Genomic DNA, 19,107 nt, shown 5'->3' on the forward strand with positions numbered 1-19,107 from the left:
CCCCTCTTCTGATTTTTAAGCTCGTTTCAGCCAGAACCGGAATGCCGCTCCGCATTCCGGCCGGCCTGGCACACGATCGTCGACCCGGATCCGGCCGCCGTAGCGCTCAATAAGCATCCGGGTGATGTAGAGCCCGAGCCCCTGGCCGCTCTTCTGGCTCTTGATCTGACCAAACCGCATGAATATGGCCTCTTTCATATCGTCGGGAACCCCCGGTCCGGTATCCTCGATGGCGATCAGGATCTCCTCGCCCTCATCCTCCACCCGGATCGCCACCTCGACCTTGGGCCCGCCGAACTTGATGGCGTTTCCTATGAGATTCGTGAAGACCTCGGGGAGAAGCCGGTCGGCCATGACCGAGAGGCTTGTACCGCCGTAATGGAACTGGATCTCGGGGAAGATCGCGATCTCATCCCGGATAACCCGGTCCAGATCGATCGGCACGAGTTTGACCGATTCGCGGTGAATTCTGCGGATTGTCGAGACGTTTCTTAAGATCTCGACGCTCTTCCTGATGCTTGCGCGGAGTTTTTCTGCATAGATTTTTTCCTCCCCATCAAGCATATCGGCGAGGAGGTTTGTGTAGAGACCCGAGATGTTCTCGGCGTTTCTGATATCGTGGCTCAAGATGTCGAGGTAGAGGTTTGCCTCCTCTTTGGCCATCTCGAGTTGTCGGATGAGCAGTGCGCGCTCGATCGAGGCTCCAACCTCCCTCCCTACAGCAGCAAGGAGGGACCTGTCGGTCTCGGTGAACCGATTGTTTCCTTGCGGGATGACGTTCAGGGCACCGATCACCCTCCCGTGTGCCACAATCGGGACGCTGGCATAGCGAAGCGGTGTACTCTCCCCCTCTTCCGGGAGATCATCACGAAATACGGTTCTTCCTTCTACCAGAACCTCTCTGTATGGCGGGGCATTGATATCCCGAATGCATGGCTGCGGGGTGAAACCTTCAGGGAGACCCTTTGAGTAGACGAGGCGGGCTCTTTTGCCTCCCTGTTCTTTTAAGTAGATGCTCCCGCCTGCAAGGTCGAGGAGGGCGAGGGTCACCGTGAGCACCCGCTCCACTACCTCGTTGCTGTCCGTTGCGGACGCCGATGCGCCGATGATCTGGTTTAAGATCGAGAGTGCCCGGTTATGGGCTTGAATCTCTGCTTCGGCCTCTTTCAGGTCGGTGATATCGGTGAGCGTCTCGGCAAGGCAGATGGGGTTTCCGTCATTATCCGTGACGCAGCTCCCCGAGAACATGATGTGGAAGGTTGTCCCGTCCCGCCTCCTGCCGACCCGCTCACCGGTGTACCTGCCGGTCTTGAGGAGTCTTTGAAGAGCATCTGCGGCCTCCGCCTCGTCGTGCCAGAACTCCGTAACCGATCTCCCCAGCACCTCGGAGGCAGAAGCATAGCCCCACAGGGAAAGGAAGGCCTGGTTGACGTAGGTCAGGCGACCGCGAAGATCGGCGATGGCAAAAGCGCTCGGCGAGGATGCTATCGCCATATCCCGGATCCGGAGGTCGAGTTCGGCCTGTTGCTGCCTGGTGACGTCGCGGAGCGAGTAGAGCGTCCCGGTAACCCGCCCGGAGTCGTCGGTTAATGTGCTGAGGATCACGTCGATGGATATAGTCTCGCCATCCCGCTTCTGGTGACCGGCAACGCCGCGCCATGTTCCGGACGACAGGAGGGCGTTCTTCGCCATCTCTTCCTCGCCCGTATGAAGCCACTCAATGCCGAAGAGCTCCGGGATCGGCCGCCCGAGAGCCTCGTCGGAAGGAACGCCGAAGAGCCGCTCTGCCGCCCGGTTCATGTAGGTGATCCTCTCATCCGTATCGACCGCGATCACGGCGTCCTCTACCTGCGAGAGCACCTGCGCCTGGAACCGGAGTTGCTCTTCCGCCCGCTTCTGGTCGGTGATGTCGCGGCAGATCCCGATCAGATTCCGGACGGTACCGTCGGGTCCCGCCATCGGGATGAGGCGCACCTCAAGCCAGACATCTCCACCGGCCCCGTGTACCAGGGCCTCCTCGGTGAGGATCTCCCCGGGCGACGCGATTGCAATCGGGATCGTCGTGCGCCACCATTCCCCGAGACCGGGCAGAAACAGTTCCTGGATGTTCTTTCCCCGCAGTCCCTCCGGGTCGGTGCCGACCAGACGGCCGCCGGCACTGTTCACGTAGAGGACGTCCCCCCTGGTATCGATGAGGAAGATGACGTCCGGCGACAGTTCCGTAAGCGCCCGGTAACGCTCCCTGCTTTCACGGAGCGCCTGAGCCATGCGCATCTCCTCGCTGATATCGACCGTGGTGACCATGATGCAGATCGGATCTTCGGAATCGTCCTTGAGGAGCACCACGGTAACATGGGCGATGAATTCCGTCCCGTTGGTCTTTCTACAGACAAGTTTCCCGGTGTACTTCCCGCCCTCCGCTAATGTCGCAAGAATCCTCTCAACCTGGGTCGGTTCCACCCAGAACTCCGCGATATGCCGACCGAGAACCTCCTCCGGGTCGGTCAACCCGTTCATCTCCAGTAGTGCCCGGTTGACGTGCGTGATGTTGCCGTCGAGGTCGGCGATGGCGATCGCGGCAAGCGACGACTCAAGCGAGACCTTCCCAATCTGGAGTTCCCTCTCCGCCTCCTTTCTCTTCGTGATATCGGAGTACGTCCCCGCGATCCGGATCGGCCTGCCGCCGGCATCGCGCCTGACGACCCGGAGCCGGCCGAGCACATAGACCCACTTCCCGGACGCGGAGCGCATCCGAAACTCTATCTCGGCGTGATCGCGCTCTCCCGTGGCGAGAGCCGTGAACACCATCTCTACACGGGCGCGGTCCTTCGGGTGAACGAGCGCGAGAATCGTGGGAATCGTGGGCACGAATGCATCCGGACTGTAGCCGAGCATCGTAAAATTCCGGGAACTGTAGTAGATCGCCCCGGAACTGACGTCCCAGTCTATCAGCCCGTCTTCTGCCGCCGAGAGTGCGAGGCTCAGCCGCTCTTCACTCTCCCGCAATGCCTGCTCCGCACGCCGTCGCTCGGTCACGTCAAGGAGCGACATCACCGAACGGGCCGTCCCCGGGATCAGGCCGATGGTTGCCTCGACGACGTGAAAATTGCCGGAACGGTCGACGAACGTGAAGGAGTAGTTCTTCGGTGCAGCACCGGGCTCTCTCCGCCTGAGAGAGTGATATCCGAGGATCCTCTCCTTCTCGCAGTCTAATGCGATGAAATCGAAGAGCCGCTTCTCTCCGATGATCTCCTGGCGCGAGTATCCGGAGAGCCGCTCGAACTCCGTGTTTGCGACCGAGATGGTGCCGTCTTCCTCGATGAGGATGGTTGCAGTCCCGGTGTACTCGACGATCGCCTCGTAGTCTCTCTTATGGTCAGGTTCCTCCCGGAACCGGAGCAACCAACCCTTCTCCGACGAGGTCCTCCAGCCCGAGCAGAAGTATCGCCGCTCGCTTCCGTCCGGTGCACGGAGCCGGCACTCAAAATCCGCAATCTTATCATGGGTGGCCGCCGCGAGCCTCGCGGCAAGGTTGGATATTGCGTTTGGTATCCCCCCGGGTCTGCCATCCACCCCTCCAAACATCCGGTGGAAGGCCGGGTTCGCCCAGACGACGGTGCAGTCCTCGTTGACCACGAGAATGCCGTCGTCGATCTCGTCGAGTATTCGGTATTCCTGGGGCTCGATGGGGGTCACACGCGATCCTTCTGCAGCCCTCAAAAGCGTCTGTAGAGTGCTACGAGAGAGAAATCTTATTATATTGTATTAATGCATTCCGGTTTTGGGCTGCTATGAAATATTTTTTTTCACCAATATCTGGCTCTGGATAGAGGGTAAAATCAGTTATTGACCTGTTCACCCTCCTTTTTGACGAGAGCGACCACACTCCGCCCCTTCTCCCGCGCCTCTGCGAGTGCGGTTGGGTGCCCCTTAATCCCTCCGTAGCGGTCGAGATCGTTTGCAATGACGTTGTCCCAGTAATCGAACCCGGTGGTGTTGAAGAAAGCGGTGATCGCCGGAAACGCCGCATCGAAGACGTTCTCCCAACCGAGTCCCGCGGTCGATACAAAGATCCCCTTATGCCGGCGGATATGCTCTGGCGTGTAGTAAAGATTCTTCTTGATGAACTTGCGCGCCCAGAGGTACTGGGCCCGGTCGATCAATCCTTTCGTCTCCGCCGTGATCCCCATCGAGTAGATCGGGGATGCTATGATGAGAACATCGGCGGCTGCAATCTTTTCAAAGATCTCCGTAAGATCGTCGGTGATGACACATACCCCGGTCCGGTGGCAGGCGTTGCATCCCCGGCACGAGGTATAGTTGAGCAACCGGAGGATGATCTTCTCCGCATCCGCTCCCGCTTCCCGGGCTCCCTCAAGGACGGTATCAAGGAGCGTCTCGGTGTTCCCATGCCGCCGGGGGCTGCCGGAGATTCCGAGGACTTTTACTGGTTTGTTCATGTTGAAAGGACCTCCTGCAGGTGTGCGACGACCTCCCGTGCCAGTCTCTCCGCATCGGCCTTCGCGGTGGGGTGGCGCTCGATTGCGCCCTTCTCGTCGACCCCGTTCACCATCAGGTATCGCATATCCTTATTCCTGATATCGACGACGTGAAAGAAGCATTTCACCGACGGAATTGCTGCATCAAAGACATAGTCCCAGTTTTGCCCGGCCGTCGCAAGGAAGATTCCGACCCGTTTACCCTTCCGCTCCGGCGGGACGACCGGGAGGTGGAGGACGTACTTGCGGGAGCGGAAGACCTGTGCCCGGTCGACCAGCGCCTTCGCCTGCGCGGCAAGCCCCATGCAGTAGATGGGGGAGGCGAGGATGATGCAGTCTGCAGCGATGATCCGGTCCTGGACGTAACTTACCATGTAGTCACGCTGAACGCACCGATTGAGCGTCTCGCAGAGGTTGCACCCGTGGCAGGGTCTGATATCTACCTCGGGGACGACGATCTTCTCGACTGCGGCTCCCTCCTCCGCCATCGCCGCGAGCACCCAGTCGAGAAGGGTCTCGGAGTTGCCATGGCGACGGGGCGAGGTCGCAAATGCGAGGACGTCTATGGTCATATATGGTGTATTGTCGAAGGGTGAGGCTAAAAAAGTGCCGGGACTTCCCTCTCACTCCGGCGCGTCCTCCTTCGACAGCAAGGGCGAGATCATCACGAGCGTGCACGGGAACGCGGCCGTGTTCGCCGTCGTCCGGGGGATTCGAAGTCCCCTCCTGTCAACCCCGCAAACGGATGAGACTGGAGACTCCGGTCGATGATGTTACCGATGTACCCGCCGAGGGTCGAGGAGAAGGACCGCTGCGGGGACGGTGTTGAGGTTCGAGAGTGTCCGGCCTCCTCTCCGCACTCAGAGGCTTACAGATGCCATAAAAAAGAGGTTTAGAGTTCTTTGAAGCAGAGGTACCAGTCTTTGCACTCGTAGCCTTCTTTCATCCGCTTCTCGATCTCTTCGGGGGTCTTCGGCGCCGGGACGATGACCTTCTCTCCGGGCTGCCAGTTCGCCGGCGTCGCGACACCATACTTGTCCGAGGTCTGGAGTGCCTTTGTGAGCCTTAAGATCTCCGGCATGGACCGTCCGTTGGACATCGGGTAGTAGAGCATGGCACGCATGATCCCCTTGTCATCGATGAAGAAGACCGTCCTGATGGTCGAGGTGTTGCTCTGACCCGGATGGATCATCCCGTAGCGCCGGGCGACCTGCATGTCGAGATCGGCGATGACGGGGAACGGGATCTCGACGCCCATCTTCTCCTTGATATTTCGGATCCAGGCCAGGTGCGAGTGGACGCTGTCGATCGAGAGGCCCACGAGCTGGACGTTCATGCTTGCGAGTTCCTCGGCGATCGCGGCAAACGCCATGAACTCCGTGGTGCAGACCGGCGTGAAGTCAGCGGGGTGAGAGAAAAGGATGACCCACTTCCCCCGAAGATCCGAGAGTTTCAGGCGCCCATGGGTGGTTAGTGCGTCGAACTCCGGTGCTTTCTCACCGATAACCGGCATCTGGAGCGGTGCTTCAGGCTCCATAACCATCACTTCTTTTGGCGGTCGCCCAGGTACTCTTCAAGCGCGGTCTTACCGTGGATGTATGCCGGCATCCCGGCGAGCAGGAACGCGACCCGAAGCCCCTCCTCGATCTCCTCCTTCGAGACGCCGAGACTCTTCGCGCCGGCCATCTGAGCACGCACGGCGTGCCAGTCCCGGAGGGCCGCCGCGATTGCAATCGCGATGATCTTCTTTGTCTGTCTTGAGAGGGCGCCGTCGGCCCAGACCACCTGGTCGAGCCCCATGACCTTCCCATAGAGATCGGGATCCGTCTCCTTGAGTTCCTTAAAGATCTCGGGCACTTTGCCGATCTTCTCTTCAAGCCTCTTTAAGTCCTCTCCCATCTCTCTCACTCCTCGAGCACCATCGGCTCCCCGCAGCAGATCAGTTCTCCGCCGCCGGCCTCAAGGACCTGGACGACGTTTCCACAGATCTCGCAGCGGTAAACCTCACCTTTTGCTGATACGTTCACCATCACGCTCACCTCGGGATCATTCGTTAGACCTTTTGGGAGGATTCATGACATCTTCCGGTGTCTTTATGTCCGGCCTGATATGCGTCATTGGGAAGCAGTTGTACATCTCGCAGGCACAGGTCGGGCACTTGACAAGGTCCTCGTCGGTTTTGTCGATCCGGAGTTCCCGGCCGCAGTCGACGCAGATGTAACGGCCAGGACCCGGCCGCTCACCGGCTTTTGCTGTTTTTCTGGTTTCTGGTTCGGCCACAGGCATTCACCGAAACGGTACTACTGTTTCAAGGTATTTAGCAGTATCCTTCTCGCCGGGATCGGTTCGGACTCCGACAGCCGGATTGCGCCACATGATATTAATAGGTTTGTGCATAACTTCTCACTCATGCCAAAGAAGGTCCTCGCGCTACTTGGGAGCCCCATTCTCGACGGAAATACAGCCCGCCTCCTCGACGAGGCCATACGGGGGGCAAAGGAGGCCGGATGCGAGGTCGAGAAGATCGATGTCGCTCACATGGACATCCTCCCCTGCATGGAGTTCTTTCAGTGCAAGGTGGGTGATACCTGCCTGATCCAGGATGAGATGACGGAGATCTTTCAAAAGTTTCGCGAGATGGACGGCCTGATCATCGCAACCCCCATCATGACGATGGGCATCCCCGGAAGGCTCAAGTCGTTCATGGATCGGTTTCAGGTCTTTTATATGGCCAAATACCACCGGAAAGAATCATTCATCTCTCCCGAGCACCGAAAGAAGCGCAAGATGCTCTTTATATCGATCGCGGGGATGAACCTCCCGAATGTCTTTGACGGAGCCAGGATGACCATTCAGGCGTTCGGTGAGATCATCGATTGTCCCCTCTGGGACGAGGTGCTCCAGAACGACATGGACACCATTCAGGATATCGCGACGCGGCCGGAGGTGATGGAGGCGGCGTACCGGAAGGGCTCCGAACTCGGGCGGCTGGTGGGTTAATCGTCGGGCTCGATGTGGACCACCACCTCGGCAAGCCCCGGCACCGCCTCTTTGAGCCGCCGCTCGACCTCTTCGGAGATCTCGTGGGCCCGGGCAACCGGGAGGGCCGGGTCGACGGCTATATGGATATCGGCGAAGATCTCGCCCGGTTTTCCCCGGCACCGGAAATCGTGGTACCCGGCAACCCCGGGAGTATCCATCACCACCGCCCGGATGAGGGTCGGGTCGCAGGGGAGGTTCATCGAGTCGGTGAGAACCTGTGCCGCCTCGTAGAGGATTCTGACCCCCATCCTCGCGATCAGGAGGCCGATGGCGAACGCGATGACCGGGTCGGCCTGCGGAAACCCGAGCCTCGCCGCAAGAAATCCCCCGAGCACGGCGATCGAGACGAAGACGTCGCTTCGGGTATGGAGGGAGTCGGCGATGAGGATCTGGCTCTGGTACTCCTCACCTTTTTTCGCTCGTAGGTGGAGACGGCGATGTTGACGACGAGCGTCCCGAGCATGACCCCGATGGTGACCGCGGTGATATCGGGAGCGGCGGGAGAGACGAGCCTCTGATACCCCTCAAAGAAGATCCCGGCGGCGGAGAGAAGGAGCATCGCCCCGATGGCCAGGGTTCCGAGGGTCTCGATCTTGCCGTGGCCGTAGGGGTGCTCCGGGTCCGGGGGCTTTTCGGCGAAGTAGAGGGCGACGATCCCGACGACGTTCGAGAAGGAGTCGAACCCCGAATGAACGGCATCCGCTACCATGCTCACCGACCCGGCGAGGATGCCAAAGACCGCTTTTGCAAGTGCGACGGAGAGGTTTAAGGCGAGAACGGCGATGAAGATCCTCTGTACCCGGAGTTGACCCTCTGATGCCCCGGATCCTGCCCTTCTGCCGGTCGCCTCATCCAGCATGCTACCCCGTAGTGGCGCTCCCGTGGCATAGGGTTTCCGGAGATGAGCGATGAAAGGTTTTAATAAGTCCCTTTCAGAAATACTCCATCCATGTCTACTGATGAGAACGCCCGGAACGCATACGCCGGAGAATCTCAAGCGAACAGGAAGTACTCGGTCTTTGCTGAGAAGGCCGCTGCTGAGGGCTTCCCTGCGGTTGCGAAACTCTTCCGTGCGGCAAGCGAAGCGGAAGCCGTACACGCCAAGCGCATTCTCTTCATCATGAACGCTGTCGGGAGTACCGAGGAGAACCTGAAAGGCGCGATGGAGGGGGAGAACTACGAATTCATGCAGATGTACCCCCCGTTCGTCGAGGAGGCGAAAGCGGAGCGGAAGAACGAGGCCGCAATCGTCTTCACCCACGCGATGAAGGCGGAGGAGGTGCACGCAAACCTCTATCTCCAGGCGCTCGAGGCCGTCCGGGAAGGCAAGGACCTCGATGTCGAGAAGATCTATCTCTGTCCGGTCTGCGGCAACATCGAACTTGGGGCAGCACCGGAGAAGTGTCCGATCTGCGGTGTCCCAGCTCGGATGTTCCGTGAGATTCAGTAATCTCCCTTTTTTGATCCGGCGGCAGAGGTCGAGGATGCCGGGAACAGTCCTAAACCCCCAGTCTTAAATAGGGCTCTTGCGATATTCCCATCCATGGCAGGCGTGAAGGTCTACACGACGGAGAACTGCCCCTACTGCAGGATGGTCCAGGCATTCCTCCGGAAGAACGATGTCGAATTCGAGATTGTCGATGTCGGGAAGGATCGTGAGGCGGCCCGGGAGATGATCGCGCTCTCGGGGCAGCGGGGGGTGCCGGTCACGGTCTTTGGCGATGAGGTTATCGTCGGGTTCGATGCAAGGAGACTCCAGGAGGTCTTCGGGACGCCGGCGGCGGCAACCGTCTGCGACGTGACCATCGTGGGCGGCGGTCCGGCCGGACTGACCGCGGCGGTCTACTGCGCCCGAAAACGCATGAAGACCGTTCTTGTAGCGGAGAATATCGGCGGCCAGGCGGCCTGGAACTGGGCAGTCGAGAACTACATGGGATTTTCGACGATCTCGGGCAAGGAACTTATCCGGAAGTTCGAGGAGCAGGCCCGGGGTTTCGACGTCCATCTCGAACTTGACAGCGTCACGAGCGTCAAAAAAGAGGACGGGGCGTTCCTCGTCCGGACGGCCGGAGGAACTGAGTATCGCTCCCGGACGCTCATCCTCGCTCCCGGGAAGGAGCCGAGGCGGCTGGGGCTTCCCGGTGAGGACCGGTTGATGGGGAAGGGTATCTCGATCTGCGCCGTCTGCGATGCCCCGCTCTACCGCGATAAACCGGTGGCGGTCGTCGGCGGCGGGAATGCGGCGCTCCAGACCGCGATCGAGATGACGAAGTTCGCAAGCTCCGTGACGTTGATTGCCAGGGGTGCTCTCCGGTGCGATGAGATCTTCCTCTCCCGGGCAGAGGAGGCGGGGATACGAACCCTCTCCCCTCATGAGGTGACGGCGCTCCACGGGGATGCGGCCCTGACCGGGATCACCGTCCGCGACCGTGAGACCGGGGAGGAGATGAACCTTGACGTGGAGGGGCTCTTCCTCTCGATCGGGTTTGCCCCGAATACGGAGTTCCTCAAGGATCTCGTGGCGTTGAACGAGCGGGGCGAGATTCTCATCGATGAGAACGGCCGCACGAACGTTCCCGGGGTCTTTGCAGCCGGAGACGCGACCTGCGTCAAGGCCAAGCAGATCATCGTCGCCGCCGGCGACGGGGCGAAGGCGGCGCTTGAGGCGCACGAGTACCTCGAGGAGCTCGTGGGCAAACCGACCAAGGAGCCGGCCGTCTGCCCGTGAGCCCGGGGCTGCACCCGGCCGGTGACGGGTTGCCGCTCTGGATCCGTCCGGTGAACTCCTCGTCGGTGTAGCAGAGCGGTTCAGCCGGGAGATCGGAGGAGATCGCAGGCAGGGAAAGATCAGACTGTTCAGGAGTTATCGCGATGAAGGAAGATATACACAAACAAGTGCGGAGCACCTATGGAGAGATCGCCCGGCAGGGAGGGTGCGGGTGCGGTATCGGGTGCTGTAACACCGGGAAGACTGTTGAGTCGGTCAGCCTCGACCTCGGCTACTCGGAAAGCGACCTCGAAGCGGTACCGGAAGGTGCGAACCTGGGGCTCGGGTGCGGCAACCCCGTGGCCCTTGCCTCTCTCCGGGAGGGTGAGGTCGTTCTCGATCTGGGTTCGGGAGCGGGTTTCGACTGTTTCCTTGCTGCGGAGCGGGTCGGCCCGACCGGTCATGTCATCGGTGTCGATATGACGCCCGATATGCTTGATCGGGCACGGGAGAACGCGAAGAGGTGCGGCCGCACAAACGTGGAGTTCCGGCTCGGGGAGATCGAGCACCTCCCGGTGGCGGACAACTCGGTCGACGTGGTCATATCAAACTGTGTCATCAACCTCTCCCCGGACAAACCGCAGGTCTTCCGGGAGGCGTTCCGAGTCCTCCGTCCGGGAGGGCGGCTCATGGTCTCCGATATCGTTCTTGCGGCGCCGCTTCCGGCAGCCCTCGCCGGATCGGCGCTCCTCTACAACAGCTGCGTCGCGGGAGCCCTGGTGAGGGAGGAGTACCTCGGCGGTATCGCTGCTACGGGCTTTACGGAGGTCACGGTCCAGGGGGAGGCGGTCTTCCCGCTCGAGCATATCGTGAGCGAACCGGATCTTGTCAGGGCCCTCGAGGGTGCCGCCCTCAGTGAGTCCGAGAGAGCGTCGCTTCGTGAGAGCATTCTGAGCATAAAGGTCGCCGCCCGAAAGCCGGGGGGCTGCACCTGCGGCGGAACGTGTTAGACACTCTTTCTATTTTTGCAGTCCGGGGAGTTTGCGCTCCCCCCTTTTTGAACCTACTTCCCGATCCCGAGGTCGTCGAGATCCATAACGTAGAACCCTCCGACCCTGAGCACATCTTTCCCCTCGACGGTGCGGGCGGCGATACCGGTGGCCGCGGGTATTGTGAGGCCCTTTATAAGCGGCAACTTCTCCTCCAGGGCGGCGAGGATGCCGCGCGCCTCGGCGAGGGAGAGGTTGCGGTTCTTGATCTCAACGGCGAGGCTTCCTTCCGGGCTGAGGGCGAGGAGGTCAATCTCGTCCCCCCGTCGGTTCCACCAGGAGTCGATCTCCTCGTATCGCTCCGCGAGGTCACGGGCGAGGAGGGTTCGGATCATCTCCTCGAAGGCCTGGCCGGAGAACTCCTTCCACTCCCGGAGGATCCGGTCTTTTAAGAGGTCGAAACGGCCGCTCTCGTAAAGGCTCATATTCCGGTATATGTAACGGGCGTAAAACCGCAAGAAGTTGTCCGCAAAGGTGTATCTGCCCATCTTCGAACGCTTCCCTCTTTCGGTGACCGGAAGGCGGTAATCGATGACCCCGAGGAGGTCGACAAGGTCACGCAGGTATGGGGGGAGCGAGGTCGAGGGAAGGCGGACAACGTCGGCGATCTCCTTCTGGGTCTCCTTTCCTTGGGCGATGGCGGCGAGGATCTCGTAGTAGGTCGCGTGCTCCCGCCCGAACTCTTCAATCATGACATCGCTCATCTCCCGGCGGAGCGGAGCGAGGTCGTCGAGGACAAGCCGGTCGAGGGCGGTCTCGAGGTCGGTGCACTCGTACTTCTCGATGAACGTGTAGTAGTAGATCGTCCCGCCGAAGAGGAGGTAGAGGTCGAGCCGCTCTGCCGGATCCCGCACCCCTATCTCCTCGAGGATGGCGAGGCATTCTTTGGGTTTGAACGGGTGAAGCGTCAGGATGTTGTCGGCGCGCCGAAAGAGGGGTGCGTCTCCTCCAAGGAAGATCTCCCGAATCATGCCGATCGACGAGCCGGAGACGATGACGAAGAGGTGCGAGTCCCGCCCCTTTTGATCCCAGAACCGTTGCATCTGGGATATGAACGAGGGGTGGACTTTTTGGAACCGCTGGAATTCGTCGAAGACGACGATCAGGGGCTGGTTGTAGGAGAAGAGGAACTCAAGGAATGTCTCAGGTGAGTCGATCTTGATGTAGCCGGGAAGGTTGAGTGTCTCTGCCGTCAGCCTTCCAAACTCCTCTATGAGAACTTCGATACTCTTGTTTCCATCGACGTAGAAGTAGAGGGCCGTTTTTCCCTTGCAAAACTCCTTGACGAGCTCGGTCTTGCCGACCCTTCGTCTGCCGGTGACGACGAGAAAGGAGGGAGTCCGGGCGTAGAGGTGCTCCATTAACTGGAGTTCGCGCTCCCTGCCGTAGAACCTCATAGTGATTATGGATATAATTATTATAAATATAATCATTATGGTGCCGCCGGGAGCGCCACCCTTATCTCCCGGGAGGAACGATCTCCTGCCATGGTACGGTCGGGGACGGTCGCGGGTGCACCCTTCGGGGTGACGGGCCGATGATCGAGGAGCACCTCCGGGGACGGGTGAGCGGGGCGCTCACGCGAGTTGCAACCCTCATCGCCCGGACGGGGGCGACCCCGAACACCCTCACGCTGCTTGGATTTCTCGGGATGGCGGCCGCAGGAGCCCTCTGCGCTTTAGGATGGTTCTTCCTTGCCGGACTCGTCGTCGCCGCATCCTGCATCTTCGATGCCCTCGACGGGGCGCTCGCCCGGGCAACCGGGGCAGCCTCGACTTACGGCGCGTTCTTCGACTCGTTCCTGGACCGGTACGCGGAGGCCGCGATCTATGGGGGGCTCGTCATATATTACGCGGGGGCCGGGACGCCCTGGGGCGCCGAGACCGCGTTCTTCGCCGCGATAGGCTCGCTGATGGTCAGTTACGCCCGGGCCCGGGCCGAAGGGCTCGGGGTCGAGTGCCGGGCCGGGCTCTTCGCCAGGCCGGAGCGGATCGCGGTCATCATCATCGGGCTGGTGACGGGGTTCATTCTCCCGGCGCTCGTCGTCCTTGCGGTCGCAACGAACGCCACCGCGGTGCATAGGCTCCTCTACGTCCGGGGGGCTACGCGCCTCTCCTCACGGCCCCCTGGGGCGCGGTGATTCTGTTGTACCGACCAGCGGTCCGGTATCTCCGGAGTACACATCCTGGGAGAGATATTGTCGCCCCTGTGTGCATCGGGGGCAGCCGGGGGTTGTATGGAACGTTTTAAAAAGAGTAATTGGCGGTTATGAAGAACTCTCCTGCTCCGCGTCCTTCTTCTTATACCCCTCAAGCAGGATCGTCACCAGGTTCTTGACGGGCACGTCCGTGCAGTCCGCGATATGGAACTCGCAGAACGGGCAGACCGTTACCACCACGTCTGCACCGGTCGCCTTCACCGCCTCGCCGCGCTTCGCCCCGAGAGCTTTTGCCTCCTCCGGAACCCCCGACCGGACGCCGCCGCCGGCCCCGCAGCACTGCGAGGGCATCTCGACGAACTCCCGGACGGCCTCTCGCAAGAGTGCCCGCGGCTGCTCCCGGATCCCCTGGCCGCGGAGGAGGTGGCAGGGGTCGTGGTAGGTCGCCCGGAGATCGAGCTTTGCCGGGGGCTCGATCCCGTACTCGGTGAGGACCTCCGTGACGTCTTTCACCTCGAACGGCGTCTCGTAATCGTTCTTCAGCGTCGCCCCGCACCCGGCGCAGATCGTCATCACGGTCTTGACCCCCCGGCGGGCGAAGGCCTCGATGTTCTTCTTCTTCAAGTCCTCCACAAACGATGTCTGCCCCGTCCGGATCAGAGGCGAGCCGCAGCAGACCTGGTCGTGAGGAACGATCACCCGGATGCCGTTGCGCTTTAAGACCTCCATAGCGTCGAGCGCCGTCTGCGGCACCCGGCCGTTGAACATACACCCGACGAAGAACCCCACCTCCCCGCGGACCGGGCCGTCGGGCTCGATAACCTCCGGCACCTGCTCAAGGAAGGTCGGCTTTGTCCGCTCGACGCTCCGTCCCGTCTCCTGGATCAGCCGCGCCACCTCCTGGTGGCGGGGGAGGGAGAGCCCCCGGCGGTTTGCGATCTCGCGAAGTTTCTCGATGGCTTTGCCCGGGATATCGATCTCCTTGGGGCAGACCTCCGTGCAGCGCTTGCAGGTCGTGCAGTAGAAGAGCCCCTTCTCGATGGCATCGGTGATCCGGTCACCCGAGTCGCGGGGATCGAGGGCGAGGCGCATCTCCTGCCGGAGCACCGTCGGACCGGCGAACTCCGTCACCTGGAGCGCCGGGCAGGCCGAGACGCAGCAGAGACACTCGATGCAGTCGCGGAGCGGTTTGATCGCCGCGATCACCTCCCGTTCCGGGAGCTCCGCATCCGGCGCAGGGCAGATCCGGGCGATCTTCGCGATCACCGGCTCCATGTCCACCATCAGGTCTTTTAAGACCGGGAGGTCAAGCGGCTCGACCGTCATCCCGTCTCGGGCCTCCGTCATGCAGGCAAGGGCTGGCGTTCCATCCACTTTGACGGCGCAGCTCCCGCACTGCCCGGATCCGCAGCAGTAGCGGTAGGCGAGCGTCGGGTCGTGCTCGTTGCGGATTGCATGGAGGGCGTGGAGCACGCGGGCGCCCTCGTTCACCCGGACCGTATACTCCTCGAGGTGCGGCTCCGCATCCACGGAAGGGTCGTAGCGATAGACTCTGAGCGTGATCGACTTCATGCCGCCACCTCCCGCCGCTCGATCCCCTCGCGGGTAAGCGAGATATACGTATGGCCGAAGGGCGACTTCGCCGGCTCGGTCGCCACCTCGGCATCCCGGCGGACGTGGGCCCCCCGGTTCTCGGGGCGGAGGAGGGCACAGCGGACGATCAGGGACGCGGTGGTGCACATGTTCCGGACCGTGCAGCAGTCTAGAAGGTTTGCGGTCGAGGCGGCGCAGAGCCGCTGGTCCGCGAGGCGCCGGATATGACCGAGCGCTGTTTTGAGATTGGCGGCGTTCCGGAATATGCCTGCCTGGTTCCACATCGTGAGTTTTAAGTCTTTTTTGACGTCGGCGGGATTCACGGTCCCCTCGAAATAACCATCGAGCATCCGTAGCACCTCATCGATCCCGGCGCTGTCCACCCGGCCGCTCCGGGCGGGGGACTTGCCGGCAAACTCACCTGCCCGCTTTCCAAAGACCTGCGTATCGGCAAGCGCGTTCCCGCCGAGGCGGTTTGCACCGTGGACTCCGCCGGCAACTTCTCCGCAGGCAAAGAGCCCCGGGAGTGTCGTTCGGCACTCCGGCGTGATCCGGAGCCCCCCCATGATGTGGTGGGCTGTGGGGGCGACCTCCATCGGCTCTCGCCGGATATCCACCCCGAACGTGAGGAACTGCTCGAGCATCACCGGGAGCCGCGCCTCGATCCGCTCCGCGGGGAGGTGGGTCACGTCCAGGTAGACCCCGCCCCTGCTCGTTCCCCGGCCCTCGAGGATCTCGGTTGCGATCGCCCGGGCGACCACGTCCCGGGTCGAGAGTTCCATCCGCTCGGGATCGTAGCGCTCCATGAACCGCTCCCGTCGGGCGTTCAAGAGAATGCCTCCCTCGCCCCGGACGGCCTCCGTCACCAGCCGCCCGCGGGCGTCGTAGGGGTAGACGGCACCCGTCGGATGGAACTGGACCATCTCCATATCGATCAACTCCGCGCCCGCCCGGTAGCCCATCGCGAACCCGTCCCCGGTCCCGGCGGCGGAGTTTGTGGAGATATCGTAGACCTGCGTCCCGCCGCCGGTCGCAAGCACCGTGGCGTCGGCCCTAAAGAGCATGGGGTTTCCGTCCCGGTCGAGAGCGATTGCGCCTGCGACCGCACCGTTCTCGTCTTTTGCGAGGTCGACGACCGAGACCTCCTGGTAGAGCTGCGCATCCGTTGCGTCCAGACGGTCGAGGAGGGTCATGATGATCTCATGGCCGGTCCGGTCTCCAGCGTAGCAGGTCCGGGGGAACCGCTGCCCGCCGAACGGCCGCTGCGCGACCATCCGGTCTTCTGTGACGTCAAAGACGGCGCCCCATAGGATGAGGTCTCTCATTCGCTCCGGCGCCTCGCGGACCAGTACGTCCACGAGCGCGGGGTCGTTGAGGTACGCTCCGCCCTTCAGCGTGTCCTCGCGATGGATCTCGATGGAATCCCCGTCTCGCATCACGGCGTTGAACCCGCCTTCCGCCATCGTCGTGCACCCGCCCTTGCCGACGATGGTCTTGGAGACCAGGACCACGCTGCCGTATCGGGAGGCCTCGATGGCAGCCCGTATCCCGGCGCCGCCGCTTCCGATAACCAGCACGTGCGCGTCCACAATCTCGTCTACAAGCATCTTATTAGTCAGTGCGTTGTATAATACCATAAAGTAATTGCAGGGGACTAGTGAGCCAGAATGAGGCTTTTAATGAAATTCGGCGGTACCTCCGTCGGAGAAGCAGACTGTATCCGACGGGTCGCAGATATTGTAGAATCGCACCATGCGGCGGGCGACGAGGTCGCAGTCGTAGTCTCGGCATGCTCAGGGGTAACCGACCAGATCATCGCGGCGGCCGACGAGGTCGTATCGAGCAAGGAACAGCCCCCGATCGAGACGCTTATCTCGGCGATGCGAACCCGGCACCTCCGTCTCCTCAGCGAGGTGGCCCCGGACTACACCGATGAGGTGACGGCGATCATCGACGACCGGCTGACCCGGCTGCAGAACATCCTCACCGCGGTGCACACCCTAAAAGAACTGACTCCCCGGTCCCGTGACTACATCATCTCCTTCGGGGAGCGGCTCTCCGCCCCCATCGTGAGTGCTGCTCTTCGGCAGCGGGGCCTCTCTTCAGTCGTCCTCGATGGTGCCGAGGCCGGGATCATCACGACCGCAAACCACGGGGACGCCCGTGCTCTCCCGGTGAGTGAGACGAGCATCCGGAGCCGGGTTGCTCCGCTGCTCGCAGATACCATCCCGGTGATCATGGGCTTTATGGGGGTGACCGAACAGGGCGTCGTCACCACCCTCGGCCGGAGCGGCTCCGACTACTCGGCTGCCGTCGTCGGCGCGGGAATCGATGCCGATGAGATCTGGATCTGGACGGATGTCGACGGGGTGATGACCTCCGATCCCCGGATCATCAAAGATGCCCGGGTCCTCGACGACATCTCCTACCTGGAGGCGATGGAGCTCTCCTTCTTCGGTGCGAAGGTCCTCCACCCGCGTTCGATCGAGCCCGCCATGCAGAAGGATATCCCGATACGGGTCAAGAACTCCTTCCGCCCCGATCTCCCCGGAACCCTCATCCTCCGCGATAAGCACCAGGAGAAGCGGGTGGTCAAGGCCCTCGCCCTGATCGAGAAGGTGGCCCTCGTCAACGTCAACGGCGCACAGATGATCGGTCGTCCCGGTGTCGCAAAGACAATCTTCTCTGCGCTTGCAGAGCGTGAGGTGAACGTCATGATGATCTCACAGGGCTCAAGCGAAGCAAACATCTCGCTCATCATCGATGAAGCTCACCTGGAGAATGCCATCTGTGCGCTCACCCCGATCGTGAAGCAGGGTATCGTGCGTGAGGCGACCTACGATCGGGATGTCGCCGCGCTTGCCGTCGTGGGTGCGGGAATGGCCGGCTCCCCGGGAACCGGGGGCCGGATCTTCTCCGCGCTCGGCGGGGCCGGGATTAACGTCATGATGATCTCGCAGGGCTCAAGCGAGGTGAACGTCTCATTCGTCGTGAAGGCGAGTGATGGGAAGCGTGCCCTGAAGGTGCTGCACGATGAATTCCGCCTCTCGGAGAACTTAGATGACTGAACATACGTATCGTGAAGCAGGGGTCGATATCGACCTTGAGGCCCGGGCAGTACGGGCACTGATTGATACCCTCACCTACCGGAGATCCGGCACGTTCTCGATGCTCGGGAAGGTAGGGCACTTTGCCGGGCTGATCGATTGTGGGTCATACGCCCTCGCGCTTGCCGTCGACGGCGTCGGCACAAAGATGCTTATTGCGGATACCCTCCGCGACTGGAGTACCGTCGGGATCGACTGCATTGCAATGAACGTCAACGACCTCTACGTCATGAACCTCGAGCCCGTGGCGTTCGTCGACTACATCGCGACCGACGCCCTCTCGCCTGAGAAGATGGCCCAGATCGGCAAGGGCTTAAACGAAGGGGCGAGGCTTGCGAACATGAATATTGTCGGCGGCGAGACGGCGACACTGAAAGGGCTCGTGAACGGCCTCGATCTTGCCGGAACGTGTCTCGGCGTCCAGAAGAAGGAGAAGATCATCACCGGAGAAGAGATTGTCCCCGGCGATCGGATCATCGGGGTTCCCTCGAGCGGCATTCACAGCAACGGTTTGACGCTTGCGCGGAAGGTCGTTGAGGACTGCGCCTCGTATGATACCCGCCTTTCAAACGGAAAGACCCTCGGCGAAGAACTCCTGACCCCGACCAGGATCTATTCCGAAGTCCTTCGGGTGACGGAGGCCTGCACGATCCACGGAATGTGCCACATCACCGGCGGAGGCCTCTTGAACTTCACGAGGCTCACGGAGTATGGGTTCTCCATCACCGATCCCCTCCCGGTCCCCGAGATCTTTACCTGGCTGCAGGAGAACGGCGAGATCGGCGACGTGGAGATGTACCGCACCTTCAATATGGGCATGGGCTACGCATTCATCGCCCCGGCCGAGAGCGTCGCCGTGATCCAGTCGATCATCCCCGAAGCCCGGGTGGTCGGAGAGGTTACCCGCGAGCCGGGGGTGCGGCTCGCGGGTGTGGAGATCCGGTAGGATCTC

The 19,107-nt window shown here is 61.4% G+C and carries 18 protein-coding genes and 1 pseudogene; 7 read left to right on the forward strand and 12 right to left on the reverse strand.

Going from position 1 to position 19,107, the window contains the following annotated elements:
* Window positions 1–15 precede the first annotated feature (15 nt).
* The 7 genes from MCUTH_RS08655 to MCUTH_RS08685 all read right to left on the reverse strand — a co-directional run bounded on the left by MCUTH_RS08655 (window position 16) and on the right by MCUTH_RS08685 (window position 6,779).
* Window positions 16–3,696 carry a sensor histidine kinase gene (locus MCUTH_RS08655; RefSeq protein WP_224732788.1) on the reverse strand — a complete coding sequence of 1,227 codons (3,681 nt, stop codon included), beginning with the start codon at window positions 3,694–3,696 and terminating at the stop codon, window positions 16–18.
* Window positions 3,697–3,839: 143 nt separating this feature from the next.
* Window positions 3,840–4,460 carry a flavodoxin family protein gene (locus tag MCUTH_RS08660; protein WP_066958101.1) on the reverse strand — a complete coding sequence of 207 codons (621 nt, stop codon included), beginning with the start codon at window positions 4,458–4,460 and terminating at the stop codon, window positions 3,840–3,842.
* Window positions 4,457–5,071 carry a flavodoxin family protein gene (locus tag MCUTH_RS08665; RefSeq protein WP_066958103.1) on the reverse strand — a complete coding sequence of 205 codons (615 nt, stop codon included), beginning with the start codon at window positions 5,069–5,071 and terminating at the stop codon, window positions 4,457–4,459. Before MCUTH_RS08665 ends, MCUTH_RS08660 begins: the two co-directional genes overlap by 4 nt.
* Window positions 5,072–5,391: 320 nt before the next feature.
* Window positions 5,392–6,036, reverse strand: a complete 645-nt coding sequence (locus tag MCUTH_RS08670; protein WP_083524837.1) for a peroxiredoxin — start codon at window positions 6,034–6,036, stop codon at window positions 5,392–5,394.
* Between the two features lie 5 nt (window positions 6,037–6,041).
* Complete coding sequence (locus MCUTH_RS08675) at window positions 6,042–6,398, reverse strand: carboxymuconolactone decarboxylase family protein (protein WP_066958107.1); 357 nt, start codon at window positions 6,396–6,398, stop codon at window positions 6,042–6,044.
* Between the two features lie 5 nt (window positions 6,399–6,403).
* Window positions 6,404–6,529 (reverse strand): desulfoferrodoxin FeS4 iron-binding domain-containing protein, encoded by a 126-nt coding sequence (locus tag MCUTH_RS08680; RefSeq protein WP_066958109.1) that lies wholly within the window; start codon window positions 6,527–6,529, stop codon window positions 6,404–6,406.
* 16 nt (window positions 6,530–6,545) lie between these two features.
* Complete coding sequence (locus tag MCUTH_RS08685) at window positions 6,546–6,779, reverse strand: zinc ribbon-containing protein (RefSeq protein ID WP_083524838.1); 234 nt, start codon at window positions 6,777–6,779, stop codon at window positions 6,546–6,548.
* Between the two features lie 129 nt (window positions 6,780–6,908).
* On the opposite strand from MCUTH_RS08685, the gene MCUTH_RS08690 reads away from it, so the two are divergent.
* On the forward strand, window positions 6,909–7,499 hold the full coding sequence (locus MCUTH_RS08690; RefSeq protein ID WP_066958113.1) for a flavodoxin family protein: 591 nt from the start codon (window positions 6,909–6,911) through the stop codon (window positions 7,497–7,499).
* Here the strand turns inward: MCUTH_RS08690 and MCUTH_RS11980 are convergent.
* Window positions 7,496–7,789: a cation diffusion facilitator family transporter gene (locus MCUTH_RS11980; RefSeq protein ID WP_394328760.1), complete on the reverse strand. Its 294-nt coding sequence runs from the start codon at window positions 7,787–7,789 to the stop codon at window positions 7,496–7,498. The genes MCUTH_RS08690 and MCUTH_RS11980 overlap by 4 nt on opposite strands.
* 21 nt (window positions 7,790–7,810) lie before the next feature.
* A pseudogene (locus MCUTH_RS11985) lies at window positions 7,811–8,400 on the reverse strand (cation diffusion facilitator family transporter); the annotation flags it as partial.
* Window positions 8,401–8,490: 90 nt separating this feature from the next.
* On the opposite strand from MCUTH_RS11985, the gene MCUTH_RS08700 reads away from it, so the two are divergent.
* The 3 genes from MCUTH_RS08700 to arsM all read left to right on the forward strand — a co-directional run bounded on the left by MCUTH_RS08700 (window position 8,491) and on the right by arsM (window position 11,258).
* Window positions 8,491–8,991, forward strand: coding sequence for a rubrerythrin family protein (locus MCUTH_RS08700; protein WP_066958115.1), 501 nt, complete (start codon window positions 8,491–8,493; stop codon window positions 8,989–8,991).
* Window positions 8,992–9,084: 93 nt separating this feature from the next.
* Window positions 9,085–10,269 (forward strand): FAD-dependent oxidoreductase, encoded by a 1,185-nt coding sequence (locus tag MCUTH_RS08705; RefSeq protein WP_066958116.1) that lies wholly within the window; start codon window positions 9,085–9,087, stop codon window positions 10,267–10,269.
* A 143-nt stretch (window positions 10,270–10,412) separates the two neighbouring features.
* On the forward strand, window positions 10,413–11,258 hold the full coding sequence (gene arsM / locus MCUTH_RS08710) for an arsenite methyltransferase (RefSeq protein WP_066958118.1): 846 nt from the start codon (window positions 10,413–10,415) through the stop codon (window positions 11,256–11,258).
* Window positions 11,259–11,311: 53 nt separating this feature from the next.
* Here arsM and MCUTH_RS08715 read toward each other — a convergent pair whose 3' ends face one another.
* A complete protein-coding gene (locus MCUTH_RS08715; protein ID WP_191092828.1) occupies window positions 11,312–12,694 on the reverse strand; it encodes an ATP-binding protein in 1,383 nt (460 codons plus the stop codon).
* Window positions 12,695–12,834: 140 nt separating this feature from the next.
* Between MCUTH_RS08715 and MCUTH_RS08720 the strand changes: the two genes are divergently transcribed.
* Complete coding sequence (locus MCUTH_RS08720; RefSeq protein WP_066958121.1) at window positions 12,835–13,437, forward strand: CDP-alcohol phosphatidyltransferase family protein; 603 nt, start codon at window positions 12,835–12,837, stop codon at window positions 13,435–13,437.
* Between the two features lie 126 nt (window positions 13,438–13,563).
* Here MCUTH_RS08720 and tfrB read toward each other — a convergent pair whose 3' ends face one another.
* Both tfrB and tfrA read right to left on the reverse strand, forming a co-directional pair.
* On the reverse strand, window positions 13,564–15,027 hold the full coding sequence (gene tfrB, locus MCUTH_RS08725) for a fumarate reductase (CoM/CoB) subunit TfrB (RefSeq protein WP_066958122.1): 1,464 nt from the start codon (window positions 15,025–15,027) through the stop codon (window positions 13,564–13,566).
* On the reverse strand, window positions 15,024–16,655 hold the full coding sequence (tfrA, locus tag MCUTH_RS08730; RefSeq protein ID WP_066958123.1) for a fumarate reductase (CoM/CoB) subunit TfrA: 1,632 nt from the start codon (window positions 16,653–16,655) through the stop codon (window positions 15,024–15,026). Before tfrA ends, tfrB begins: the two co-directional genes overlap by 4 nt.
* Window positions 16,656–16,727: 72 nt before the next feature.
* Between tfrA and MCUTH_RS08735 the strand changes: the two genes are divergently transcribed.
* Window positions 16,728–18,116, forward strand: a complete 1,389-nt coding sequence (locus MCUTH_RS08735; protein WP_066958125.1) for an aspartate kinase — start codon at window positions 16,728–16,730, stop codon at window positions 18,114–18,116.
* On the forward strand, window positions 18,109–19,101 hold the full coding sequence (gene purM, locus MCUTH_RS08740; protein ID WP_066958127.1) for a phosphoribosylformylglycinamidine cyclo-ligase: 993 nt from the start codon (window positions 18,109–18,111) through the stop codon (window positions 19,099–19,101). Before MCUTH_RS08735 ends, purM begins: the two co-directional genes overlap by 8 nt.
* Window positions 19,102–19,107: the final 6 nt, after the last annotated feature.

The organism is Methanoculleus thermophilus, from assembly GCF_001571405.1.
GTDB lineage: Archaea > Halobacteriota > Methanomicrobia > Methanomicrobiales > Methanoculleaceae > Methanoculleus > Methanoculleus thermophilus.

Excerpts from the sequence above, each read along its gene's own strand:
- MCUTH_RS08675 (WP_066958107.1), bottom strand. The coding sequence starts at position 6,398 with ATGGGAGAGGACTTAAAGAGGCTTGAAGAGAAGATCGGCAAAGTGCCC.
- MCUTH_RS08700 (WP_066958115.1), top strand. The coding sequence starts at position 8,491 with ATGTCTACTGATGAGAACGCCCGGAACGCATACGCCGGAGAATCTCAA.
- MCUTH_RS08670 (WP_083524837.1), bottom strand. The coding sequence starts at position 6,036 with ATGGAGCCTGAAGCACCGCTCCAGATGCCGGTTATCGGTGAGAAAGCA.
- MCUTH_RS08715 (WP_191092828.1), bottom strand. The coding sequence starts at position 12,694 with ATGAGGTTCTACGGCAGGGAGCGCGAACTCCAGTTAATGGAGCACCTC.
- tfrB (WP_066958122.1), bottom strand. The coding sequence starts at position 15,027 with ATGAAGTCGATCACGCTCAGAGTCTATCGCTACGACCCTTCCGTGGAT.
- MCUTH_RS08660 (WP_066958101.1), bottom strand. The coding sequence starts at position 4,460 with ATGAACAAACCAGTAAAAGTCCTCGGAATCTCCGGCAGCCCCCGGCGG.
- MCUTH_RS08720 (WP_066958121.1), top strand. The coding sequence starts at position 12,835 with ATGATCGAGGAGCACCTCCGGGGACGGGTGAGCGGGGCGCTCACGCGA.
- MCUTH_RS08735 (WP_066958125.1), top strand. The coding sequence starts at position 16,728 with ATGAAATTCGGCGGTACCTCCGTCGGAGAAGCAGACTGTATCCGACGG.
- MCUTH_RS08665 (WP_066958103.1), bottom strand. The coding sequence starts at position 5,071 with ATGACCATAGACGTCCTCGCATTTGCGACCTCGCCCCGTCGCCATGGC.
- MCUTH_RS08680 (WP_066958109.1), bottom strand. The coding sequence starts at position 6,529 with ATGGTGAACGTATCAGCAAAAGGTGAGGTTTACCGCTGCGAGATCTGT.
- MCUTH_RS08705 (WP_066958116.1), top strand. The coding sequence starts at position 9,085 with ATGGCAGGCGTGAAGGTCTACACGACGGAGAACTGCCCCTACTGCAGG.
- MCUTH_RS08690 (WP_066958113.1), top strand. The coding sequence starts at position 6,909 with ATGCCAAAGAAGGTCCTCGCGCTACTTGGGAGCCCCATTCTCGACGGA.
- tfrA (WP_066958123.1), bottom strand. The coding sequence starts at position 16,655 with ATGCTTGTAGACGAGATTGTGGACGCGCACGTGCTGGTTATCGGAAGC.
- purM (WP_066958127.1), top strand. The coding sequence starts at position 18,109 with ATGACTGAACATACGTATCGTGAAGCAGGGGTCGATATCGACCTTGAG.
- MCUTH_RS11980 (WP_394328760.1), bottom strand. The coding sequence starts at position 7,789 with ATGGGGGTCAGAATCCTCTACGAGGCGGCACAGGTTCTCACCGACTCG.
- arsM (WP_066958118.1), top strand. The coding sequence starts at position 10,413 with ATGAAGGAAGATATACACAAACAAGTGCGGAGCACCTATGGAGAGATC.